Origin of the sequence: Roseimicrobium sp. ORNL1, assembly GCF_011044495.1 — a bacterium.
Classification (GTDB): domain Bacteria; phylum Verrucomicrobiota; class Verrucomicrobiia; order Verrucomicrobiales; family Verrucomicrobiaceae; genus Roseimicrobium.
Window position 1 is genome coordinate 2330821 of the sequence record NZ_CP049143.1, and the last position, 20246, is coordinate 2351066.

The window sequence follows — 20246 nt, forward strand, 5'->3', positions numbered from 1 at the left end:
CCCACGAGACGAAACAAAACGCGGGCAGTGGCAAGCGGGGACTACGGCGGATATTACCCGGTCCAGTTTCTCAGGTCACTGGAAAAAATACGGTGTGTGGCGTCGCGTCACGACAGGTGAGGACGTCACGCGGCGATGGCATCATAGACCAGAGGAGCAGGTTTGGCCGGCCCTGGCCCTGCGACGGGGCGCACAAGGTCCGGATTGGTGGGGTGGTTCTCGAGCATGCCCGCCAAGTCAAGGAAACGCAACGCTTCGATGGCGCGTGTGTTCCCTTCACAGGCAGCGGCCGCTGCGTCGAACCAGTGATGCCCGTCAATGGCGAGCGCTTCTCCCTTCAGGAGATTGATGGCATTGTTGGTGGCCAGCTTCAGGGCGAGAGATTCCAGTTCAGTCATGGGGGTTCGGGGGCGTTAGGGGTTGCGCACCGATTCGCAGCCCGCATCCCGGTGCGGATGTGCCCTCCTGGTGAATTCGCGTACCCGACAGACGGAACACATCCGTCCTCTTGCAGATTGCCGCGCTGACCTTGCTAATCGCCCGCTTCGCCCGATGCCGGCCCTCAGCTTGCGCGGCTGCGGTCCGTGTTCAAGAGCAGATTGTCCCACTCCAGAATCACGTAGGAAAGTGTGAGGCCGTAGATGCTGACGGAGCCACCCGACTTCTCCTGCAGAACGAGCAGGTCATCGATGATCTGGTGCGCCGTATTGCTCTCCCACATGATTACGTGGTGCCCCATCCCCGCAGCCCAGCGGGAAGTGGTGGGCGACTCGAATACCGAACGCGCGAGACTCCCGGCAAACAGTGAAGCGTGCTGGGATTTCGCTTGTACAAGGAACGCGACGGTGGCACGAGCCACATCCTCGCGGATTCGGTATGTCGGCGGCATGGCGGGAAACATATTGCTAATGGCACGCTTCGACCTTCGCATCTGAAGGACCCTTCAATTTAGGCACAAAAAAGCTGAAAAGAAAGCGGCGGGTGCCCGTGCAAGGGGCTTTTCTGGGAAAAGTGCGTGGAATTGCGTTGCAAAGTACTCCCGGTCCGGGGAACTCTGGACTCCGCCGTGACCGTAAAGAGGCTCCCTGGCGGTTTTGCTCGCCCGGCGGGCATCTTAGGCATTGCTCATGAATCGTAAACGTCTGCGCCCTCTAGCCGCCCTTCTTCCCCTCATCCTGCTTGCTGTAGCTGTGGGCGGCTTCTTCCTTCTGCCCCGGGATAGCTACCGTGCCCTGCAGGGGCTAAAAGGTCCTCTGGAGGAGGGGCTGCCCGCTCCGGCCGCGTCCCCGCTGACGGCGTGGAAGGAATTCGGCAAGGGAGGCCCCAGCAGGATGGCTGTCTATCTCACCGACCCGAATTCCGCCTGGACCGGCGTGCAGCATGCGTTGGAAACCATGGGCATACCCTACATCATCACGGATGATCCCGCGGTCGCCGTGCAGCATCGAGTGGTGCTGGTGTATCCCATGATTTCAGGGAAGCTTCTCGATCGGGAAAAGCAGGAGACTCTGCGGAAGCATGTGGCGGACGGCGGCTGCCTCCTGGCCACCCAGGTGCTGGGCACGGACCTCAAGGATCTCTTCGGCTACACGGATGTGCAGGAATCCCGCTCCCACTACGAGGTGAAACTCTCCCCGGACCACGCAGATACCAACTGGCTGAAGGACGAGCGTGAGCGCACCGTGCGCCTGGGGAATCCCGAGCGACCGCAGTCATGGACCGGCACCCAGAACTACTCCGGGGCGGCACAGGTGCTGGCGACCTTTCAGGACGGGCAGGCCGCCTGGATTGCGAAAGAGCACCCCGGAGGCGGGCTGGCCATGGCGCTGGGGTTTGACCTCGGCTTCTTCATCCTGAAGTGCCAGAACGATCGCGATGACGAGGCCTCCCGGGCCTACGTGAATGAGTACGAGCCCACCGTGGATGTGTGGCTGCGCCTGCTGCGCCATTTCTACCAGAAGCATGAGCCCCTCGCGGTGACCGTGCATACCGTGCCGGAGGGGAAGAGCATCTCCGCAGTGATCTCGCTGGACATCGACTACGTGAAGTCCATGGCCAACATGACGGCCTACCGCGATCTGCTCGTGAAGAACGAGGTGCCTGCCACCTTCTTCATCCAGGCAAAGTACTACCGTGACTACTTCGACACCGGCTTCTTCAATGATGATACGGTGGGCCTCCTGCGCAGCCTGCATGAGAGCGGCATGGAGATTGCCAGCCATTCGGTGGCCCACACGGATGTCTTCGCCAGCCTGCCGCTGGGCGACGGACGCGAAAAGTACCCGGACTACCAGCCGCGTGTGAAGGGGAAGGGGGACACGCGAAACGCCACCGTCATGGGTGAGCTGCGGGTGAGCAAGTACCTGCTCGAGAGCATCACCGGTGCGCACGTCCGCTCCTTCCGCCCCGGCTACCTTGCCTGTCCTCCCAGCCTTGCCCAGGCGATGGAGGCCTCCGGCTACCATTACACTTCCTCTGTCACTTCGGGAAACGTGATGACCTACCTTCCCTACCGGAAGAACTACAACCACGAATACACGGCCTCCACGAACGTGTTTGAGTTCCCCGCAGCCGTGGAGGACGAGCATCTCCCGCTCATGGACCAGCGTGTGGAGGGCGCCATGAAACTGGCCGGTCAGCTCGCGCAATACGGCGGCTGCTTCGTCGTGCTGTCCCATCCAGATGTCATCGGACACAAGCATCGGTTTCTCCAGCTCATCCTGCCCCGCCTGAAACCCATGGCCTGGATTGGCACCATCGGACAACTCGGCGACTGGTGGAGCGCCCGCGAACAATTGGAGATCGACGTCACGCGCCGCGAGGCCGGACAGGTCCAACTTTCCATCACTGCCCCGACTGCGATCAAGGGCATCACGCTCTATGTTCCTCCCGCGTGGAAGCCTTCCGCGAGCAGTCCTTTGCCCAGTGGCGCTACCCTGGAGGGGGGTAGTCTCTTCCTGCCTGAGGTGCCACAAGGTGCGCTCTCCATCACGCTGCAGGAAAAGGAGAACTGAAGAGGGATAGCCGCAAAGGATCGCAGAGAACGCAAAGGTATCCTTCTGAAGGGCCGGCAAGCCTTCAAGGAGTGGGGGCATTCCTGCCCCCATTTGTTGTCCAGCAGGGTGAGCCACTAAAAAAGTCTCCGCAGCATCGCGGATGCCGACGGGGGAAGCTTTGCCACTTACCGGCTCTCTACCCAAAATGGGGACAGGAATGTCCCCACTCCTTGAGGGCTGATGCCGGCGGCAGCGCTCTGCCATGCGCAGGCGCCTACTTCTTCTGGGCCTTCTTCACCATCTCCACGTATTTCGCAGGGTCCTTTTCGAAGTCTTCTTTGCAGGACTTGCAGCAGAGATACACATCCGTGCCGCCGTGGGAGACCTTCACGGGTTTGCCCATTTCACCCAGCGGCTCATCGGAAACGACGCACTTCTTCAGCGGGTAGGTCGCGGGCACGCCTTCGACTTTCTTGTCGGCGGCTTGCATCATTCCGACGGCGAGGAACAGGGTGGAGAGCAGAGTCAGGGTGAGCTTCATGACAGTAGGGCGGGGTTGATAGGCAGGTTTATGGAATGAATGAGTCGAGTGGAATGGACCGGTGGTTCAGCCAGAGTCCAAGTCTGAGCACTGGCAAAGAGAGATACGTAACCGGAGGCGCAGTCCGCGTGGGTACTTGTGCTGTGCCCGGCCTGCAAGGTCCTCCTTCGCTTTCTCGTTTCCCGGATGAGAAGGAGCAGGAACGGGACGGGCGGGGCGGGGCAGGGCAGGGCAGGGCAGGACCAAGCGGGTGGGGGAGCCGGGACAAGACAAGTACTCGAGTGGACCGATGCCGCCTCCCGCCAGACCTTCTACAGGCATTGACCATTACGTCTGCCGGATAGTCACAAACGCTGGGCGTTTACGGGGCGATTTATTTTTTTCTTTTATTCTCCCGACGCTCTCGACACGTGACAGGCCACCCCTTAACGTATATTATATCACACCATATGAAGGCGTTGCTCGCATCACTCGTCTCCCGTTTCCGTCATGTGCTGCCCGCAGCCATGGTCACCATGACCGTCTGCTCCTGCACATCGGGTCCGGAATTGCATACCAATGTTGTTCCCACCCGGACGGTGCCCATTTCCACCTTCTCCAAGACGAACACGGCCTTCAATGTGTACCGCTCCCCAGAAGACGGCTACAGCGTGTGGGATATGCGTCTGGGCAGGAGGAAGCCCTTCCTGCCTGACTACGGCAACCCTCCTCCCTGGGGTGTGCGCGCGCCGCAAATCGGTCGCACCTACCGCGTGGTGGATGTGATGAGCGACGGCCGGCGCTACAAGACCGATGACGGCAGCATCTGGGCCATCCAGTCCCCCTACTACAAGGATGCCCGCCACAAGATCAATCACGGCTCCCTGATCTATCCCATCTCCGTCGACTCTGAGTACCTCTTCGCCGTGATCGCCACCGGTCCCCACGACGAGAGCGGCATGGTCGCCTGGATCGAACGCTAAAATCCGCCTGATTTTCGAGGCCTCCCGAATTCCCTTCAAAGCTGGAGTGTGATGACCTGCAAAGGTGTCTGCTCCAGCTTTCTTTTTGCCCATGCCCAAGGGAATGGCCACAAGGTGCCGAGGAAGTCGGTCTCCTGACCGGACAGCGGTTGGCGGGTTTTTCAACCCGCCGCTGCCGTGTGGTAGGAGCAAGTTGTCCAGACCCTTCGCGAGTTCATATCACGAGGCCGACTCAGGTTAACCGCAAAGGGGCAAAGCAGCGAAGGGCGCAGAGGAGGGGAGGGTATTCGCCACAGGAGCTGGAGCCTCTCGCAGCAGAGGAGGCAAAGACGCGGAGTCGTCCTCCCCCAAAGGATCGGGGACATTCCTGTCCCCGCAGCGCTTACCACGCCGATCCCGGCCTAATCCTACCATGGCTTCCCTAACACCACCCATCCACCGCAGCACCCTCGCGCGAATATGCTGCGTTCGTGGCCGGATCCTGCACGAGATGCGGTCTCGCGGATGTGTCGCCGTTGTGTAACCCCCATTCGCCCCCCTTCCTCCCAGATGAAATCGAGGTCGTCTCGCAAGCCCTTTGTCGTCCTCCGCCGTTGCGCCTCCGTGCTGCCCATGCGGTATCGCTGTGCGGCGCTTCTGTTCAGTACCATCTTCCTTTTTCCCCTTATCCTCCTCGCCATGGGAGTGGGCACCCTGTTCTCTACCTTGGTGGACGGTCTTGCCACCCTCAGCCGCTGGGTGGCAGATGCCGCCGGGCTGACCTCGACCTCAATCTCCATCTCGCAAAGTCCGAAGCTGCGTGATTTGCCTCCTTCAACTGTGAGCGCTCCGAATCTGCGGGGCTGATGGCGGGGTGAGCCGATTTTGTGGTGATTAAAGAAAAGAAAACACTTGTCACCTTGGTCCCCCTGAGTAGTCTCTCCGTCCCGGTTTTGCACGGGGCATTAGCTCAGTTGGTAGAGCGTCTCAATGGCATTGAGAAGGTCAGCGGTTCGAATCCGCTATGCTCCACCACTTTACGAGGAGTAAGTGGTTTTGGGGATTTACCCCCGGGTTTTCACCCCAGCAGGTCCCTGATGGGCGCGCCGTCCCGCACCAGCATCACCGGTCTTCCCGTGGGCGTGTGATACTCTTTCCGTGGGTCGATGCCGAGGGTCTGGTAGAAGCTCGCCGCCACGTTGTCGGGCGAGATGGGCGTGTCTTTGGGACCTTCGCCTTTGGCATCGGATTCGCCGATGACCCGGCCACCTTGAATGCCGCCGCCGGCGAGCAGGCAGCACATGGCACGTGGCCAGTGGTCGCGACCCGCACGTGCATTGATGGTAGGGGTGCGGCCGAACTCTCCGGTCACCAGCACCGCCGTGGACTCCAGCAGCCCTTTCTCATGGAGCGCGAGGAAGAGACCGCTCAAGCCCGAGTCGAGCACCGGCAGCTTTTGCGTTTTCAGCGCCCGGAAGTTGTCACTGTGGGTGTCCCAGCCATCAAGGTTCACGGTGACGAAGCGCACCCCGGCCCCGACGAGCCGCGTGGCGAGCAGGCAGCTTTGCGAGAAAGAGTCCGTGCCGAAGAGGCCCGAGATGGTGGCAGACTCCCGGCCAAGGTCGAAGGCCTCACGCGTCTTGTCCGAGCGCATCATGGCATGCGCACGCTGGCTGAATTCATCCATGCCGGTCAGCAGCTTGTCTCGCTTCGCGAAGTCACCGAAGGCGCTGTCGTAGCGCTTGAGCATATCCTGCCGTCGATCCACATCCGCGAGGGTGACGCCATTGCCGAGCGTGAGGCCGCGCACGCGCATGGGCTTGCCAGCCTGAGGCATCGGTCCTGTCTCAAAGGGACCGTGCTCCACGCCGAGGTAGCCGGTCGCGTAGCCGCTCTCCGTGGGGATGGCGACATAGGGAGGCAGGTCCCGTGGCGAGGTGAGTTCCTTTGCCACGACCGCGCCGTAGGAAGGATAACGCAACGCCGGCACGGGCCGATTCCCCGTGCCGAGGTATTGCACGCCCAGTTCATGCGCCGCGAGGTTGTGGCTCACCCCGCGCAAGATCACATACTTGTCCGCGCACTGCGCCAGCTTCGGCAGGTGTTCACAAATACGGATGCCGGGAACCGAGGTGGCGATTTCCTTGAACTCACCGCGATGCGTGTCTGGAGCATCCGGCTTCAGGTCGAAGGTATCCATGTGGCTCGGGCCGCCGCCGAGTCGCACGAAGATGGCAGCTTTGGCCTTGGCCGTGGCCTGCTCCGCGCCTTCGCCTGCCAGAGCCAGGTATTCCGGAAGGCCCAGTCCGATGCCGGCGAGCGCGCCGACCTGTAAAAAATCACGCCGCTGAATGCCACCAGAGTTGAGGAAGTTCATAAGCCTGGATGGGTTGGGGTGGGGTGGGTGAGTGGAATGGAACAGGATTCAGTGATTCACGCTGAACTCGCGCGTGTTCAGCAGGACCCAGAGCAGATCGCGCAGGCCATGGATGGTATCCGGTGCTGCGGTAATGTCAGACCGTGCCTGTTGAAGTTCTGTCTCCGTCGGTGGCCGGCTCACGGTGCGTAGAAATACTTCGCTGATGGTGTGCTCGAGTCTGGCGCTCTCGATGCGCCCGGAGGGATTCGCAGCGCGAAGCTCGGCAATCCACGAAGATGCCTGCTCACCTTCTCTCTCGATGCGGGCCATCAGGTCGGGGTCGTTGCGCGCGTAGAGTGATTGGAGCAGCGTGGGTGTGGCGGTGCGTTCGCAGTCGCAGTTTGTCTCACGCACCGGCTTGCCGAAGGTGGTGAGCGCATAGTCGGCCACGTTCTTGTTACCGATGGGATCGCCCAGACCAAAGGCCGCGACGTTCGGCCCTATCTGCCGGGCGCCGACATCGTCCACCAAGTCCCGCCGTTGGTCACTCGCTGCCGTCGCCAGCGTCATGGCATCCAGCAGCACCTCGGCAGGGAGACGGCGCAGCACGAAGCGGCTGAAGTTCCGGTCGTCCAGTTCGTTCGTGGCATTCGGCTTCCAACTCCGCTGATAGGTGTCGCTATTCAGAATCGTGCGGTGGAGTTTTCTCATGTCATAGCCGGACGCCACGAACTCATCGGCGAGGTAATCCATCAGCGCCGCATTCACCGGAGGATTGGCGAGGTTGAGATCATCCGCCGGCTCCACGAGGCCGCGATGGAAATAAGCCGCCCACACCCGGTTCACAAAAGCACGGGCGAAGAAGGGATTCTCCCGGCTGCGCAGCCACTGCATCAGTGGCTCGCGAGGGTCTGCATAGTCCGTGAGCAGCACTTGATCGCCACCGAGCAGTTTCGGCGTGAGCACACGACCGGAGTACGCCTGAGCATTCTGCCGCGCGATGGTGCTGCGCGGACTCCTCGTCGCGATGTATACTTCATGAATGGGGAAGACCTCACCGCTGTTGATGCGCCGCCGCATCTCCTCACTCTGTGCATCGCGTGCTTGCATCGCATTGCCCATGCCTCCGCCCGCCGCTGCGCGCAGTTCCCTGGTCGCGGACACGAAATTCACATCATTGTCCCGGCGGATGTCGCTGTCGTAGCGCACGGGCTCAAAGAAGGCCTGGAACTGCACGTAGTCCGCCTTGGTCCACTGGTCGAAGGGATGCTTGTGGCACTGCGCGCACTCGATGCGCACACCGAGGAAGGCATGGGCGAAGGCCAGCGCGCGATCCTCCGGCTTCTGCACATTCTTGCGCGCCCAGAAGTGGGGCATGGTATCGCGCCGCGCGAAGTCGGCACGATTTTCCTGCCGCAAGTAGGAGGCCATCTCCAGCGCGTAATCCTTGTAGGACTGGTTCGGTGAACTGCGACTCCGGGCCAGCACGATGCCTGCGACGAGGTTGTCGTACGGTGCATTCCTCCTCACCCGCCAGTAGATCCACTCCCACCACTGGCGGGCGAACTCGCCATTGAGCTCGGGTACGTTCTCGGAGAAAATCTGGCGCGCGCTGTTGCCGGTGAAGTCACACAGCAGTGTGGCCCACCACGCAGCGTGACCGGGTGAATCCAGCAGGGCATCGATCTTCGTCGCGCGCTTATTCGGAGACTCGTCCGCGAGGAAAGCGGTCACTTCCTCCGGTGTCGGCAGTGTGCCCGCCACATCCAGACTCACGCGGCGGAGGAACTCCGCATCCGTGCACGGCTCCGAAGGCACGATGCCCAGCTTGCGCAGCTTGGCGACGACCAGTTCATCCACGTTCGTGGAAATGCGGACTGCGGGATACTCACCACCCAGGAGCTCGCTGACTGGCAGCATCACCGGAATAGGCGCGACACCATTGTCGTAGAAGGCGACCACATGCGTATCCCCACGCGTCTTGCACTCGACGAGACCTGTCTCCGAAATGCCGGCCACGGAGTCGTCATTCGAGCGGAAGCGGGTGAGACGCGTCACATCCTCCACCGTGCCGTTCCTCCAGTGCGCGACCACCTTGAGTTGCATCTTCTCACCTGGTTTTGTGAAGACGATTTCACCCGGGGTGACTTCCAGGCGCTCGAACTCACTCGTCTCCACCGGGTCATCCTTGGCGCCTTTCGCAATCCATTCCAGCAGGAGCTGGTGCTCCCACGAACCTTTCGCGATGCGTTCCTTGCCCTTGTGCCTCATCTGCACCGTGGGCTTCATCACGAGGAGGCTCTTCGCAGGCTCCTGCAGATTCACCCGCACTTCGCCTTCACCACCGTCGGCATCCTGCGTGAGTTGCTTGAGGTCGTTCTCAAAGTCATAGCCGAACAGCGAAAGCCGGAACCCGCCCTGTCCCGCGAAGGAACCGTGGCACTCGCGCGTGCTGCACCCGGCGCGGCTCAGCAAGGGAATCACGTGCCGCCGGAAGCTTGGCTCCTTGGGTAACGCGGCAGTGGGAGCGGCAGCCACCTCCGGCCCTGGCTCCGCTCGCACACCCGCTGCCATCACTCCGAGTAAGATGCCAGCAAACCAGAATCGAGGTCTTGCGTGAGTCGAAGTTCTCATCGTGCCCTTTCCTTTCCTCTTTTTCCTCCCTTCTTTCACTCTGCCCCCGCGAGTCCTGTCGCGGCTGGGGTTACTTCAGGGACTTTTTGGCGGTGGCCGCCCTGGCGTTGCGCTGCAGCTCTTCCTCCGCGGCGCGGGTCATGGCGGTCTTCTGGCCCTCGTTGAGAATGCCATCCAGCTTGTTCAGGAACTGCTCTTCGGTGTCCTGAGTCTTCTCCTCCTGGATGCGCTTTCGTGCCGCTTCATCCGCCTTCACAGAGGCGAACTTGTCGGCATACACGATGCCCGTCTCTTCAATGGCAGCCGCGTGGGCGGCGTTGATCTTTTCAATGAGCGCCTTCTGATCCGGAGTGAGGATGGCATTCACCTGCTCGCGCAGGCGGGTCATCGCTGTATCGAGGGTCGCACGCGCCTTTTCGCGTTGTTCAGCAGTCACGCTGGGGTCGGACTTTGAAATGCCGCGTGCTGCCTGCACGGCCGCATCACGCATCATCTCGGCGCGCGCCTTGGCGATTTGTTCCCGCTGCGCTTCCGTGAGCAGGAGCGTGGCGTTCAGGCCGGGAACGAAGGCCAGCACGTAGCCACGCTTGGGAGAGTTCCAGAAGGGATAGTCAGACACCTCGCTCCGTTTCTGCTTTTCTTCCGCGCCCAGCGTCACCGCGAGCATCGTGAATCCGGCGCAGAGCACCGTGAGGAAGGTGGACGTTTTCATGACCTGGCAGACTTCAGTTGGCAACAAAAGCAGCCGTTGCAGCAGGCCAGTGGGGGCTCTGGTCGTTGCTCAGGTGAGCGGTAGACGTGGCGGAATGCATGAGCCCCGGGTTGAGCGGGGCTGATGGTTTCAAACGTGACGGTTTTGCTTAAAATTGCAAATTGGAAAAATTGGGTTTTACTTAATTTGGCGGTGAAGCGAAGGAGAAACGTCTCGCAGCCTGAGACCCACGCGCTCTTCTCTGCGCTACACCCGCCGTCTCCGGCGCAATACCACGCCTGCGAGGCCGAACATCAGCAACATCGCGCGGCCGGGTTCAGGCACGGCGCCGACGACGACCACGATGCCGTTCGAATCGAAGAGGGAGAGATCATAGGACAGACCTGCTCCCAGAGTGGGCAGGTACAGGTCCTGGAACGCCGACCAGGCGCGGTCGCCTGGAGCGTTCAGCCGGTTCATTTCAAAGAAGTCCAGGAGGTCCATGACGTCGCCGGCTTTTAGTTCGTAACCTGCGGTCTGCATTTCGATGATGGCACCCGCATCCAGATTCATGGTATCCGCGTGGAGCCGATCATGCTCGCCGGTTTCGTTCTCGTAGACATTGAGCATCGTGTCGAAATACGCGGAGAGATTCCCCATGTTCGCCGCGATGCCCGCCGCGTCATTGAAGATGAAGGAGCCGCTTCCTCCGAGTTCAAAAATGATGCTTGGAACCGTGGAGGCCGCCTGGCGGTGCACCGTCAGGGCACCAAGTGTCAGCGTGCCGACGGTGCCACCCGCCGCGGTGTTTCCAGGCGTGATCTGGCCGCCGTCCCGCACGGTCACCGCACCCTCGATGCGCCCCGTGCCACCCAGTTTGCCGGTGCCATAAACATCCACCGCGCTCCTGCCCGTTGCGGAGCCGATGGTATTCGTGACGTAGAGCGTGCCGGAGCGCACCTTGGTATTTCCTTCGAAGTCGTTGTTCCCCGAATCGAGAGTCACACTACCCGTGCCCGCGACCGTGAAGGTGCCGGTGCCGTTCATCGCATTCGAGAAGGTGACGTTGTCCGAGCGATTGATCACCAAGTTGCCACCGGAAAGGACCACCTCGCTGGCTGCAGCCAGAGAACCTGTGGTGCCACCATTGCCCAGTTGCAGCACCCCGCCTGATACCGTGGTCTGGCCGGTGTAGGTATTGGCGCCCAAAAGGATTTGGGTACCATCCCCGCTCTTCGTGTAGGAGAGTGTGCCGCCTCCAGTACCATCCTCGAGGGCACCTCCGCCAAACCCTCCCACACCGCCAAAACTGTAGGTCGCACCGGCGGCGACACGTGTCTCAAGGGTGCCGCTCTCACCAGTGGAACTGCTGCCACGCACGACGCCCGAGCTCAAAAGACCGCCGATCACTTCCTCATTGCCTGCCAGATCCAATTTTCCGTTGAATGTCATATAGACAAGGGAGGTGTCTGCGATTTGATGAGACTGCATCAATCTCACCGTATCGCCCAGAAACAGGTTTCCCGCGATCGCCGTGGCGCCATCCGATTTGTTTAGCAGGAGAGTGAATGTGCTGCCGAGTGTGGAGCCTATCGAGGTTTGTCCCGTATACGTATTGGAAGTCGAGCCGCTGAAAACCACCGTGCCGTCTCCTGAAAATGCGAGTGTGCCTTCTCCTCCTGTACGGAACGAATTAAAGTCGTCGCGATAAATCCCCTCACCAGTGAGTAAGGCTTCCCCGCTGATGGTACCGGAGAATTCCAACCGGCGGCCAGTTTCCATACGGATGGTGCCCCCACCTGACATCAGCATCACGTTGCGTCCCGTCTCTGAGTCTGTTCCGGTGCCCGCGAGGTTGAGGGTGCCACCATTGAAGGTGAGAGTGTTCTCCGTGGCGGAGGTTGAGTTACCCAGATTGCTGTTCCCGGAGTCGGCAATCTGCGAGACACTCAGGGTGCCGCCTGTGATGAAGGTGCCGCCGGTGTACGTGTTGTTTCCGGTGAGGTGGAGCCAGCCGGTGCCTGCCTTTGTGAGAGCGGTGGCAGATCCGTTATCCTCGATGACGGAGGAGATGGTGGCTTCGGTGGTGCTGTTCTGGATGATCACCAGATCCGCACCCGCGGCGCCACGCAAGGTGCCGCTAGAGATGGTCGCGCCTGCACCGCTGGTGATGAGAATGCCCCCGCTGGCGACGGTGTTCGTGCCGGTGAGGTTCAAGGTGGTGTCAGCCTCGGCGAAGCGCAGGCTGTTCACCGTGGCATTCGTGGCGCTCTGTGTGCCGGTGGTGACGTTCACGTTGTTCGCCGCAGCCGTAAAATCATTCGCTACGTAGCCGGTGTAGGCCACCACGGCGCCATCGGCGGTGTTGGTGCTGTTCTTTGCCCAGTCAGTCCCACCCACGGTGACGAATCCCCCGAGGATGCCACCCGCATCATTGAGCGTGTCCGTGGTGGCCAGGGTTGGATTGTTGTCCACGTTCAGCGTGGCACCCACGTCACGCTGGATGGCGTTCAGCTGGAACACCAGCGCACCGCCTTCGTCCATGATGGTGGATGCACCTGCCGCCAGCCGTAGTCCGAGAACGACATCCAGGGTGGTGGTGGTCGTTGAGTCTCCAGCGCGACTCAGGTAGCCGCCCGAGAGGGTGATTTGCTTGGAGTCATTGGCCTTGTTCTGAAACCGGACCACGGCGTTGTTGTCTACATACAGCGTGCTGGAGGAGACACCTAGATCCGCGGAACCGACCCACGTCATGGTTCCCTGCTTGGCATGCACGTCTCCGAGGTGGTGCACGCTCGGGCCCTCCAGGACGAGTTCGGCGGCCCCAATCTTGGTGAGCGCGAAGCCGTTGCCCGCGAGGGTATCTTCAAAATCATAACGCGCATGCACGGCCAGGGTGGTGTGGCCGGTGAGCGTCACGTTGCGCAAACTCAGCGGATCACGCGTGGGTCCCAAAAGAAAGTCGAGCGGGTCACCGTAGACAAGGGCGCCGTTGCCACCGACGCCGTGGCCAGCCACCTCCAGTGTCTCGTCTTGATTGAAGCCGTTGTTGACGTTCAACGTGGCGCCCGCCTGCACCACCGTCTTGTAAATAATCGAACCCAGTGAACCGACACCTCCCGTGGCGAGCGTGCCCTCGGCCACCGTAATCACGCCCCAGTAGTCTTCATTGGATTGGTTCCAGGTGAGGGTGCCTGTGCCCACCTTGACGAAGTTCAGGTTGTCGCCGAGTTGCCCGGAGAAACTCGTGGAGCTGTTGTCGCTACCCGCGGTCAGGGTCTTCATACCGCCGATGACATTGGTATTTGTGATGAGGCCGGCGGTGTTGCTGTCCTGGCTGGAAAGGGAGGCAACGCTGAGATTGTGGCCGTTGAGATCCAGCGTGCCACCTTCCACGGCGAGGGTGTTTGCTGAGTTGATCGCATTTGCGTGGTTCACCTGCAGGGTGCCAGCGTTTACATATACCCCGCCGGTGAAGCTGTTCGCTGCGGAGAGACTCGCGGTGCCGGTTCCGCTCTTCACGAGAGCCACGGCATGGCTGCCGTTGTCCACGATGGTGGCGGTGATATCGAGTGGCCCGCTGGAGTATTGGTGAAGAATGACCTCACCGGTGCTGCCTGCGCCTGTGCCTGCGGTCAGGGTGCCATTGCTGATGGTCACCGGTGTGCCGCCGCTCACGAGAAGACCACCGGATTCCACCCGCAGTGTGTGGCCACCCAGATTGACCGTCGTCGTGCCCGATGTGGCGAGGTTCAGCGAGTTCACTCTGCGGTCCGCGGTGAGTGTGATGTTGCCGAAGGACTTCGCGTTCGCTTCGAAGGTCCAGTCGGCTTCCCCGCTGGACTCGGACGAATCGAGCTGCGACACGCTGGGAACAGGTGAGTTCACGTAGGCGGCAAATTCGTATCCCACCGTTGCCCAGCCGCCAATGATGCCATGATCTTGAGATGGCGGTGCCGTGATCTTTATCCGGTCCCCCTCGACGCCAACCTGAGACCCGAAGATGCTGAGAGTGGCGCCCTTGTTTCGCGAGAGCGAGGCCAGAGTCAGCTCGTTGTGAGTGGGTCCAATGGGTTCACTCTCGGGGAAAGTCCACCCGATCCCACTCCAGAGTTCGACAGTACTTGCTCCTGCTGCAACGGTGACCGCTCCCAAATTCTCGGTGCTCGTGGCCACGGTGCCATCGTGCTTCATCACCAAAGTGCCGCCCCGAAGTGACACCATCGCAGCATCGTTCACGCGATTGCTGGAGTTGCCGGTCGAGGTATTGAAGAGGCTCAGCTTGCCGCCTGTTGAAAGCACCACGCTGCCGGTCTCCGTCAAAGCTCCATCACCGGCGATTTCCAAGGTGCCGCCTCGCACGGTCGTGTCACCTGTGTAGGTGTTCGTGCCGGTAAGGGTGAGCTTGCCAGTATTGGCCTTGGCGAAATGGAGTACTCTCCCCGTAGAGCCATCGCGAAGGACACCGCTGTAGGTGTCGTCTACAGCATTGTTGACGGTAAGGGTGCTCACGGTATTGCCAAATCCGAAGCTGCCAGCGTGAATGACGCCGCCCCCACCGGTGCTTCTGATACTGCCCACTGTTTCGCTGAAGCCGTTCAAGTCAAAGACCCCGCCCGTGATGCCTGTGCCGGTGAAGTTCAGCACGGTGTCGGTGTCGGCGATTTGGTGGCTGCGACTGAGCTGGAGGCTCGCTGATGCAGTGCCGTTGCCAATGTTCACCGTGACGCCGGAGGCGATGGCTTGCGGAAGCTGGCTGTCGTAATTGGATGTCTTGTTGAGGATGATCCTGCCGGAATAGATATTCAGTGGTCCTGTGAAGGTGTTGCTGGTGTTGCCACCCAGGGTGAGAGTGGACGTGCCCTGCTTGGCGATGTTGGTGCCCGCCAGCACCGAGTTGATCGTCCCATTCTGATTTAGCCTGATGATTCCATTACTCATGGAGATGGTGCCGCCGGTGATGGTGTAGCTGGAGAGGCTGGGGGTGCCAAAAGGTGCGAAGATGATGAGTTGGGTGTTTACCGTGCCGGTGACGGTCACATTACCTGTCGAGCCGGTCGCGAGGCCCGTGCCGAAAGTGACAAAGTCCCCATACTTGAAGGTTTGGTTGTCCGCGTTTGTGCCGAGGTTGCGAAAGTTTCCGCCACCGGTAGTCCAGGTACCACTGCCATCCTGCGCGCCCGCCGTGCCGGGATCGGCATCGAAAAGGAGATTCGCTCCCTGTGCCGTGGAAATGCCAAAGGCAAGCAGCGCGCAGAGGGCTGCTCTGAGAGGATTGGAAAGCAAACGGGAGATATGGAGTGAACGATGGTAGGGGAGCATTTGCTGTGTGAGAAGAGCGTGAGCGAACTCGGATGTTGTCATGGACCTGGGTGCATGCAAAGCGAGCTTGTTGGCGCATCGCTGTGTGGAGCAATCCCACAGGAAGTTGCGCCGGAAGCTTGCGTCTACGATATCTGCCGCCTCCGGCGCAGCACCATCCCAGCGAGGCCGAACATCAGGAGCATCGCCCGGCCGGGTTCAGGCGCGGCGCCGATGACGACCACGATGCCGTTCGACTCGAAGAGGGACAGGTCATAGGACAGGCCCGCACCCAAGGTGGGCAGGTACAGATCCTGGAACGCGGACCAAGGGCGGTCGCCCGGGGCGTTCAGCCGGTTCATCTCCATGAAGTCCAGGAGGTCCATGACATCACCGGCTTTCAGCTGGTAGCTGAGTGTCCGCAATTCGACGGTGGCTCCGCCCTCCAGACTCATCGTGCCCTCGACGTTCAGCCGATCATGCACGCCGGATTCGTTTTCATATTCATCGATCTTCGTGGCGAAGTACGTGGTGAGATCTCCCATGTTCGCCGAGATGCCCGCCGCATCGTTGAAGATGAAGGAACCGTTGGACCCGAGTTCCAGAAGGATGCTCGGGCGCGAGAAGGCCTGACGGTTCACGGTCAGACCACCCAGCGTCAGTGTGCCGATGGCACTGAGGAACGGCACGTTGCCCGCGATCAGTTGCCCACCGTCGCGTACCGTGGTGTGGCCGGCAATGCGTCCAGTGCCGCTCAGCACGCCAGTGCCGGAGACGATCACCGCAGTGCTGCCCGTGGCGGAGCCCGTGGTGTTCCTGACGTAGAGCGCGCCGCTCAGCACTTCGGTGGTGCCTGCGTGTGTATTCGCGGAATCGATGGTGATGTTGCCCGTGCCTGTGATCGCAAAGGTGCCGGTGCCGCTCATCGCGTTGGAGAAGGTCCTGTCGTCCGAGTGATTGATGGCCAGTCTGCCGCCGTCGAAAACCACATTAGTTGCGGTCGCAAGCGTGCCGGTGGTGCCACCATTGCCCAGTTGCAGCGTGCCTTCCTTGAGGGTCGTGGTGCCTGTGTAGGTGTTGCTGCCCGTGAGGATTTGTGTGCCTGCGCCGCTCTTCGTGTAGGAGAGCGTGCCGCCGGAGCCGTCCTGAATTTGTCCGGCAAAAGTGTAGCTCTTACCCGCAGCTACGTTGGTTTCGATGGAGCCGTTCGCGGCAGCGAAGTTGCGCACCGAACCGGAGCCCAGGCTACCTATCAGGCCGCCGATGGTTTCACTGTGACCCTCCAGGTGAAAGGCACCGTTCCCCACACTCATGATGGAGGTGTCGGCAATTTGGTTCGACTGATCCAGAACCAAAAAGCCACTGACGCTCACTTCGCCCGCAATGGCTGTCGCTCCGCCTGATTTATTCAACCTCAGCGTGCCGTCCGAAACTTCAACCCCTCCGGTGAAGGTGTTTGACTCTGTGCCGCTGAATATCAGAGTTCCTTCGTATGTTTTCTGGAAAGTAGTCATGTGGGAGTCGCCTTCTCCGGTGAGAAGCGCTTCTGAGCTTATCACACCGGAGAGTTCCAGTTGTCGTCCTGCACCCACCCTCAGCACGGCGCGACTGTCCGACATGATCATCACATTGCGCGCCGTCGCTGAATCCGTTCCCGTGTCCAGCAGGGACAGGGTGGTGCCTGATCCGTTGAAGGTGATCATGTTGTTCGTGCCACCCGTGGAGTGACCCAGGTTGCTGACTCCCGAGTCTGCAATTGAATTGACTTCCACCACGCCTCCCACCAGGAAAGTGCCTCCGGTGTAGGTGTTGTTCCCTGTGAGTTCAAGGATGCCGACGCCGGATTTGGTGAGTGCCGTGGCGGAGGTGTTGTCCGCGATGGTAGAAGAAATCTCAACACGCGCGCCGCTGCCCTGGATGATGACCAGATCGCCGCCAGCGGATCCGCGCAGGGTACCGCCCGCAATGGTGGAGTAAGCGCCCGCGGTGAAGAGAATGCCTCCGCTCACGACGGTGTTTGTGCCGGTGAGATTCAGCGTGGTGCCGGCTTGGGAAAAACGCAGGCTGTGCACCGTGGCGTCCGTCGCGCTTTGGGTGCCGGTTACATTCACGTTATTCGTGGCGCTGGAGAAATCATTCGCCGCATATCCGGTGTAGGCCACGATGGCGCCATCGTCGGCGTTGGTGTTGTTCTTCGCCCAATCTGTGGCGCCCACGGTGATGAAACCTCCCAGGATACCGCCGGCATCGTTGCGGGTATCCGTGGTGGCGAGGGTGGCATTGTTGTCCACATTCAGCGTGGCGCCCACGTCGCGCTGAATCGCATTGAGCTGGAAGACCAGCTGGCTGTTCGTGTGCACGATGGAGGACTTGCCGACGGCGAGCTTCAGCCCACCCACCACATCCAGCACCTGCCCTGCGGCTCCGGACGCGGTGCCATTGCGCCGCAGCGTGCCGCCCGCCAGCGTGATGCGTTTGGCGTCGCTGTTCTTGTTGGTGAACTGTGCGGTGGCTCCCAGCGCTGTGGCTCCGCTGTTCACATACAGAGTATTGGTGGAAACACCCAGGTCCGCAGAACCGCTCCAGGTGACGGTGCTCAGCTTGATATGCACGTCTCCGAGATCCTGCACGTTTGCACCCGACAGGAGGAGATCTTGAACGCCAACCTTGGTGAGGTTGAACCCGCCACCCGCAAGTGTGCCATCAAATTGATATCCGTCTGCATCCACGCGTAGTGTGGTATGCCCTGTCAAGGTCATGTTCCCAAAGGTGTGGGTGGAATGCGAATCTGACACGATCGCGCCGCGCCCATTCACACCGTGCCCGGCCACCTCCAGCACTTCGTCGTGGCTTATTCCAAGGGTGATGTCCAAGGTCGCACCCTCCTGCACCACCGTCTTGGATGCCGCACCCGTGGCACCCAGTGCCGTAGCGCTGCCTGTGGCCAGCGTGCCTTGAGCCACGGTGACGATGCCCTCGTAGCTCGCGTTCGACTGGTTCAGCGTAAAGGTACCGGTGCCCGTCTTCGTGAAGTTCAGGTTCGCACCAAGCTGACCGGAGAAGGTGGTGGAACTGTTGTCGGCGCCCGCCGTGAGTGTCTTCGCGCCGCCTGTGGCGTTGGTGTTCGTGATGACACCCGATTTGTTGGCGTACGTGATGTCATCATCCGTGTAGGTGGTCTGACTGGAGAGGGATGCCACGGTGACGTCATTCCCATTGAGGTCCAGCGTGCCGCCCTCCACCGCCAGCGTGTTCGCCGCGTTGATGGCTGCTGCGTGGTTCACCTTCAGCGTGCCCGCATTCACAAACACACCGCCGGTGAAAGAGTTCGCGCCGGAGAGAGTCGCGGTGCCTGCGCCGCTTTTCACCAGCGCAGTGGAGTTCGTGCCGTTGTCAGCGATGCTTGCAGTGATATCGAGCTCGGCGGTTGAGTTCTGGTGAAGGATGACCTCGCCCGCGGTGCCATCGGTCAGGGTGCCGTTGCTGATGGTCACGGCGCTGGAACCGCTCACCAGGATGCCACCCGATTCCACACGCAGGGTCTCACCATTCAGGTTCACCGTCGTGGTCCCAGCCGCGGCAATATTCAGCGATCCCACACGGCGATCATTCGTGAGTGTGGTGTCGCCGGTGATCTTCGCATTCACTCCAGAGTTCCAGGCCGCCTCGCCGGTAGTGACGTAGTCCGCAGCCGTCAGCGCCGTCACACCATTGGTGCGGTCGTATTTTGCGAACTCATTGTCCACCGTGGCCCAGCCGCTGATCAGGCCAAGATTGGGGGAGGATGTGCCGGTTACGAGGATGCGGTTCTTCGCGGTGACGCCCAGGTTCGTTCCAGTGAAGTTCAACGTCGCGCCCTCGTTCCGCGAGACTTGAGCAAGTCTCAGGTTCGTGCTGCCTGCAGAAGATGAAACGGTCGAGAGCGTACTGGCACCGGCCACGGCTGTCGTCGGGCCCACCGTCTCTGCGTAGGCCGCATTGCTGCCGTCATCCGCCAGCCAGAGGGTGCCACCCAGCAAGGACAATGGCGCAGCATTTCTCAAGCGGTCACCTGAGTTTGCGGAGGAAGTGTTGCGCAGCTTCAAGGTGCCACCCATTTCCAGGGTGATGCCTGCCGTCTGTGTGAGGGCGCCAGTGCCTGAAAGTTCCAAGGTGCCACGGTTCACCGTGGTGGTGCCGGAGTACGTATTCGCCCCGGTCAGGGTGAGGGTGGCTGTGCCGCCTTTGGTCAGCGTGCCGCTCCCGACCAAGACGGAACTGATGGTCGCATTCGCATTCGCCACGATGGTGCCTGTGGCCATGGTGATGCCCGTGCCTCCCGAGATGACATAGTTACCGGAGCCGGGCGCATTGAAGGTGATGCTGTTCGTGGAGACTGCGCCGGAGAGGGTGATCGTGCCTGCGACGCCGCTGCCTGCTCCGAACGTCACGGCATCACCGTTCCTGAATGACCGGTCATTTGCGCCGTTATCCACATTCTGCCAGTTGGGACCTAGATGTGCCCAGGTGCCACTGCCGTCTTGCGCACCGGGATTGGCGCCACCGGAGGTGGCATCCCACAATAGATTCGCCGCATGCGCTGTGGAGAAGCCGCCGGTCAAAATCACGTAGCAAGCGATGGTGAGGCACAAGAGAAGCGGGGGGTAATGCAAACGAACAGTGCGAGAATGGATCATGTGCCGTTGGGAGTGATGCGAGGGTGAGTATGTTGGGAACCCCTATGCGCGCAAAGTGAAATAACTGATAGTTGTCAGCCAAGTCACAAAAATCCTCGTCGCAACGG

11 protein-coding genes and 1 tRNA gene are annotated in these 20246 nt (G+C 60.9%); 4 read left to right on the forward strand and 8 right to left on the reverse strand.

Annotated elements, in window-relative coordinates:
- Nucleotides 1-125: 125 nt before the first annotated feature.
- Entirely contained in the window at nucleotides 126-398 is a 273-nt protein-coding gene (locus G5S37_RS09390; RefSeq protein ID WP_165203027.1) for a hypothetical protein, read from the reverse strand.
- 164 nt (nucleotides 399-562) lie between these two features.
- On the reverse strand, nucleotides 563-889 hold the full coding sequence (locus G5S37_RS09395; RefSeq protein ID WP_165203029.1) for a hypothetical protein: 327 nt from the start codon (nucleotides 887-889) through the stop codon (nucleotides 563-565).
- Between the two features lie 238 nt (nucleotides 890-1127).
- On the opposite strand from G5S37_RS09395, the gene G5S37_RS09400 reads away from it, so the two are divergent.
- A complete protein-coding gene (locus tag G5S37_RS09400) occupies nucleotides 1128-3014 on the forward strand; it encodes a polysaccharide deacetylase family protein (RefSeq protein ID WP_165203031.1) in 1887 nt (628 codons plus the stop codon).
- A gap of 256 nt (nucleotides 3015-3270) precedes the next feature.
- Here G5S37_RS09400 and G5S37_RS09405 read toward each other — a convergent pair whose 3' ends face one another.
- Nucleotides 3271-3537 carry a TRASH domain-containing protein gene (locus tag G5S37_RS09405; protein WP_165203033.1) on the reverse strand — a complete coding sequence of 89 codons (267 nt, stop codon included), beginning with the start codon at nucleotides 3535-3537 and terminating at the stop codon, nucleotides 3271-3273.
- 449 nt (nucleotides 3538-3986) lie between these two features.
- On the opposite strand from G5S37_RS09405, the gene G5S37_RS09410 reads away from it, so the two are divergent.
- From G5S37_RS09410 to G5S37_RS09420, 3 genes are all read left to right on the forward strand, one after another.
- A complete protein-coding gene (locus G5S37_RS09410) occupies nucleotides 3987-4499 on the forward strand; it encodes a hypothetical protein (RefSeq protein ID WP_165203035.1) in 513 nt (170 codons plus the stop codon).
- Between the two features lie 549 nt (nucleotides 4500-5048).
- A complete protein-coding gene (locus tag G5S37_RS09415; RefSeq protein WP_165203037.1) occupies nucleotides 5049-5345 on the forward strand; it encodes a hypothetical protein in 297 nt (98 codons plus the stop codon).
- 92 nt (nucleotides 5346-5437) lie between these two features.
- Nucleotides 5438-5513, forward strand: a tRNA-Ala gene (locus tag G5S37_RS09420).
- 43 nt (nucleotides 5514-5556) lie between these two features.
- On the opposite strand, the gene G5S37_RS09425 is transcribed toward G5S37_RS09420, so the two are convergent.
- The 5 genes from G5S37_RS09425 to G5S37_RS09445 form a co-directional block, all read right to left on the reverse strand.
- Complete coding sequence (locus G5S37_RS09425; RefSeq protein ID WP_165203039.1) at nucleotides 5557-6855, reverse strand: DUF1501 domain-containing protein; 1299 nt, start codon at nucleotides 6853-6855, stop codon at nucleotides 5557-5559.
- Between the two features lie 48 nt (nucleotides 6856-6903).
- Nucleotides 6904-9321, reverse strand: a complete 2418-nt coding sequence (locus G5S37_RS09430) for a DUF1549 and DUF1553 domain-containing protein (RefSeq protein WP_206026372.1) — start codon at nucleotides 9319-9321, stop codon at nucleotides 6904-6906.
- Nucleotides 9322-9541: 220 nt separating this feature from the next.
- Nucleotides 9542-10183 (reverse strand): hypothetical protein, encoded by a 642-nt coding sequence (locus G5S37_RS09435; protein WP_165203043.1) that lies wholly within the window; start codon nucleotides 10181-10183, stop codon nucleotides 9542-9544.
- Nucleotides 10184-10429: 246 nt separating this feature from the next.
- Complete coding sequence (locus G5S37_RS09440; RefSeq protein ID WP_165203045.1) at nucleotides 10430-15448, reverse strand: autotransporter-associated beta strand repeat-containing protein; 5019 nt, start codon at nucleotides 15446-15448, stop codon at nucleotides 10430-10432.
- Nucleotides 15449-15609: 161 nt separating this feature from the next.
- The gene (locus tag G5S37_RS09445) at nucleotides 15610-20139 is read right to left on the reverse strand and encodes an autotransporter-associated beta strand repeat-containing protein (protein ID WP_165203047.1); all 4530 of its coding nucleotides are present in this window, start codon (nucleotides 20137-20139) and stop codon (nucleotides 15610-15612) included.
- Nucleotides 20140-20246 lie beyond the last annotated feature (107 nt).

Bases quoted from the DNA above. Each gene is read 5' to 3' on its own strand.
- G5S37_RS09390 (WP_165203027.1), bottom strand. From the start codon at position 398: ATGACTGAACTGGAATCTCTCGCCCTGAAGCTGGCCACCAACAATGCC.
- G5S37_RS09395 (WP_165203029.1), bottom strand. From the start codon at position 889: ATGCCGCCGACATACCGAATCCGCGAGGATGTGGCTCGTGCCACCGTC.
- G5S37_RS09400 (WP_165203031.1), top strand. From the start codon at position 1,128: ATGAATCGTAAACGTCTGCGCCCTCTAGCCGCCCTTCTTCCCCTCATC.
- G5S37_RS09405 (WP_165203033.1), bottom strand. From the start codon at position 3,537: ATGAAGCTCACCCTGACTCTGCTCTCCACCCTGTTCCTCGCCGTCGGA.
- G5S37_RS09410 (WP_165203035.1), top strand. From the start codon at position 3,987: ATGAAGGCGTTGCTCGCATCACTCGTCTCCCGTTTCCGTCATGTGCTG.
- G5S37_RS09415 (WP_165203037.1), top strand. From the start codon at position 5,049: ATGAAATCGAGGTCGTCTCGCAAGCCCTTTGTCGTCCTCCGCCGTTGC.
- G5S37_RS09425 (WP_165203039.1), bottom strand. From the start codon at position 6,855: ATGAACTTCCTCAACTCTGGTGGCATTCAGCGGCGTGATTTTTTACAG.
- G5S37_RS09435 (WP_165203043.1), bottom strand. From the start codon at position 10,183: ATGAAAACGTCCACCTTCCTCACGGTGCTCTGCGCCGGATTCACGATG.
- G5S37_RS09445 (WP_165203047.1), bottom strand. From the start codon at position 20,139: ATGATCCATTCTCGCACTGTTCGTTTGCATTACCCCCCGCTTCTCTTG.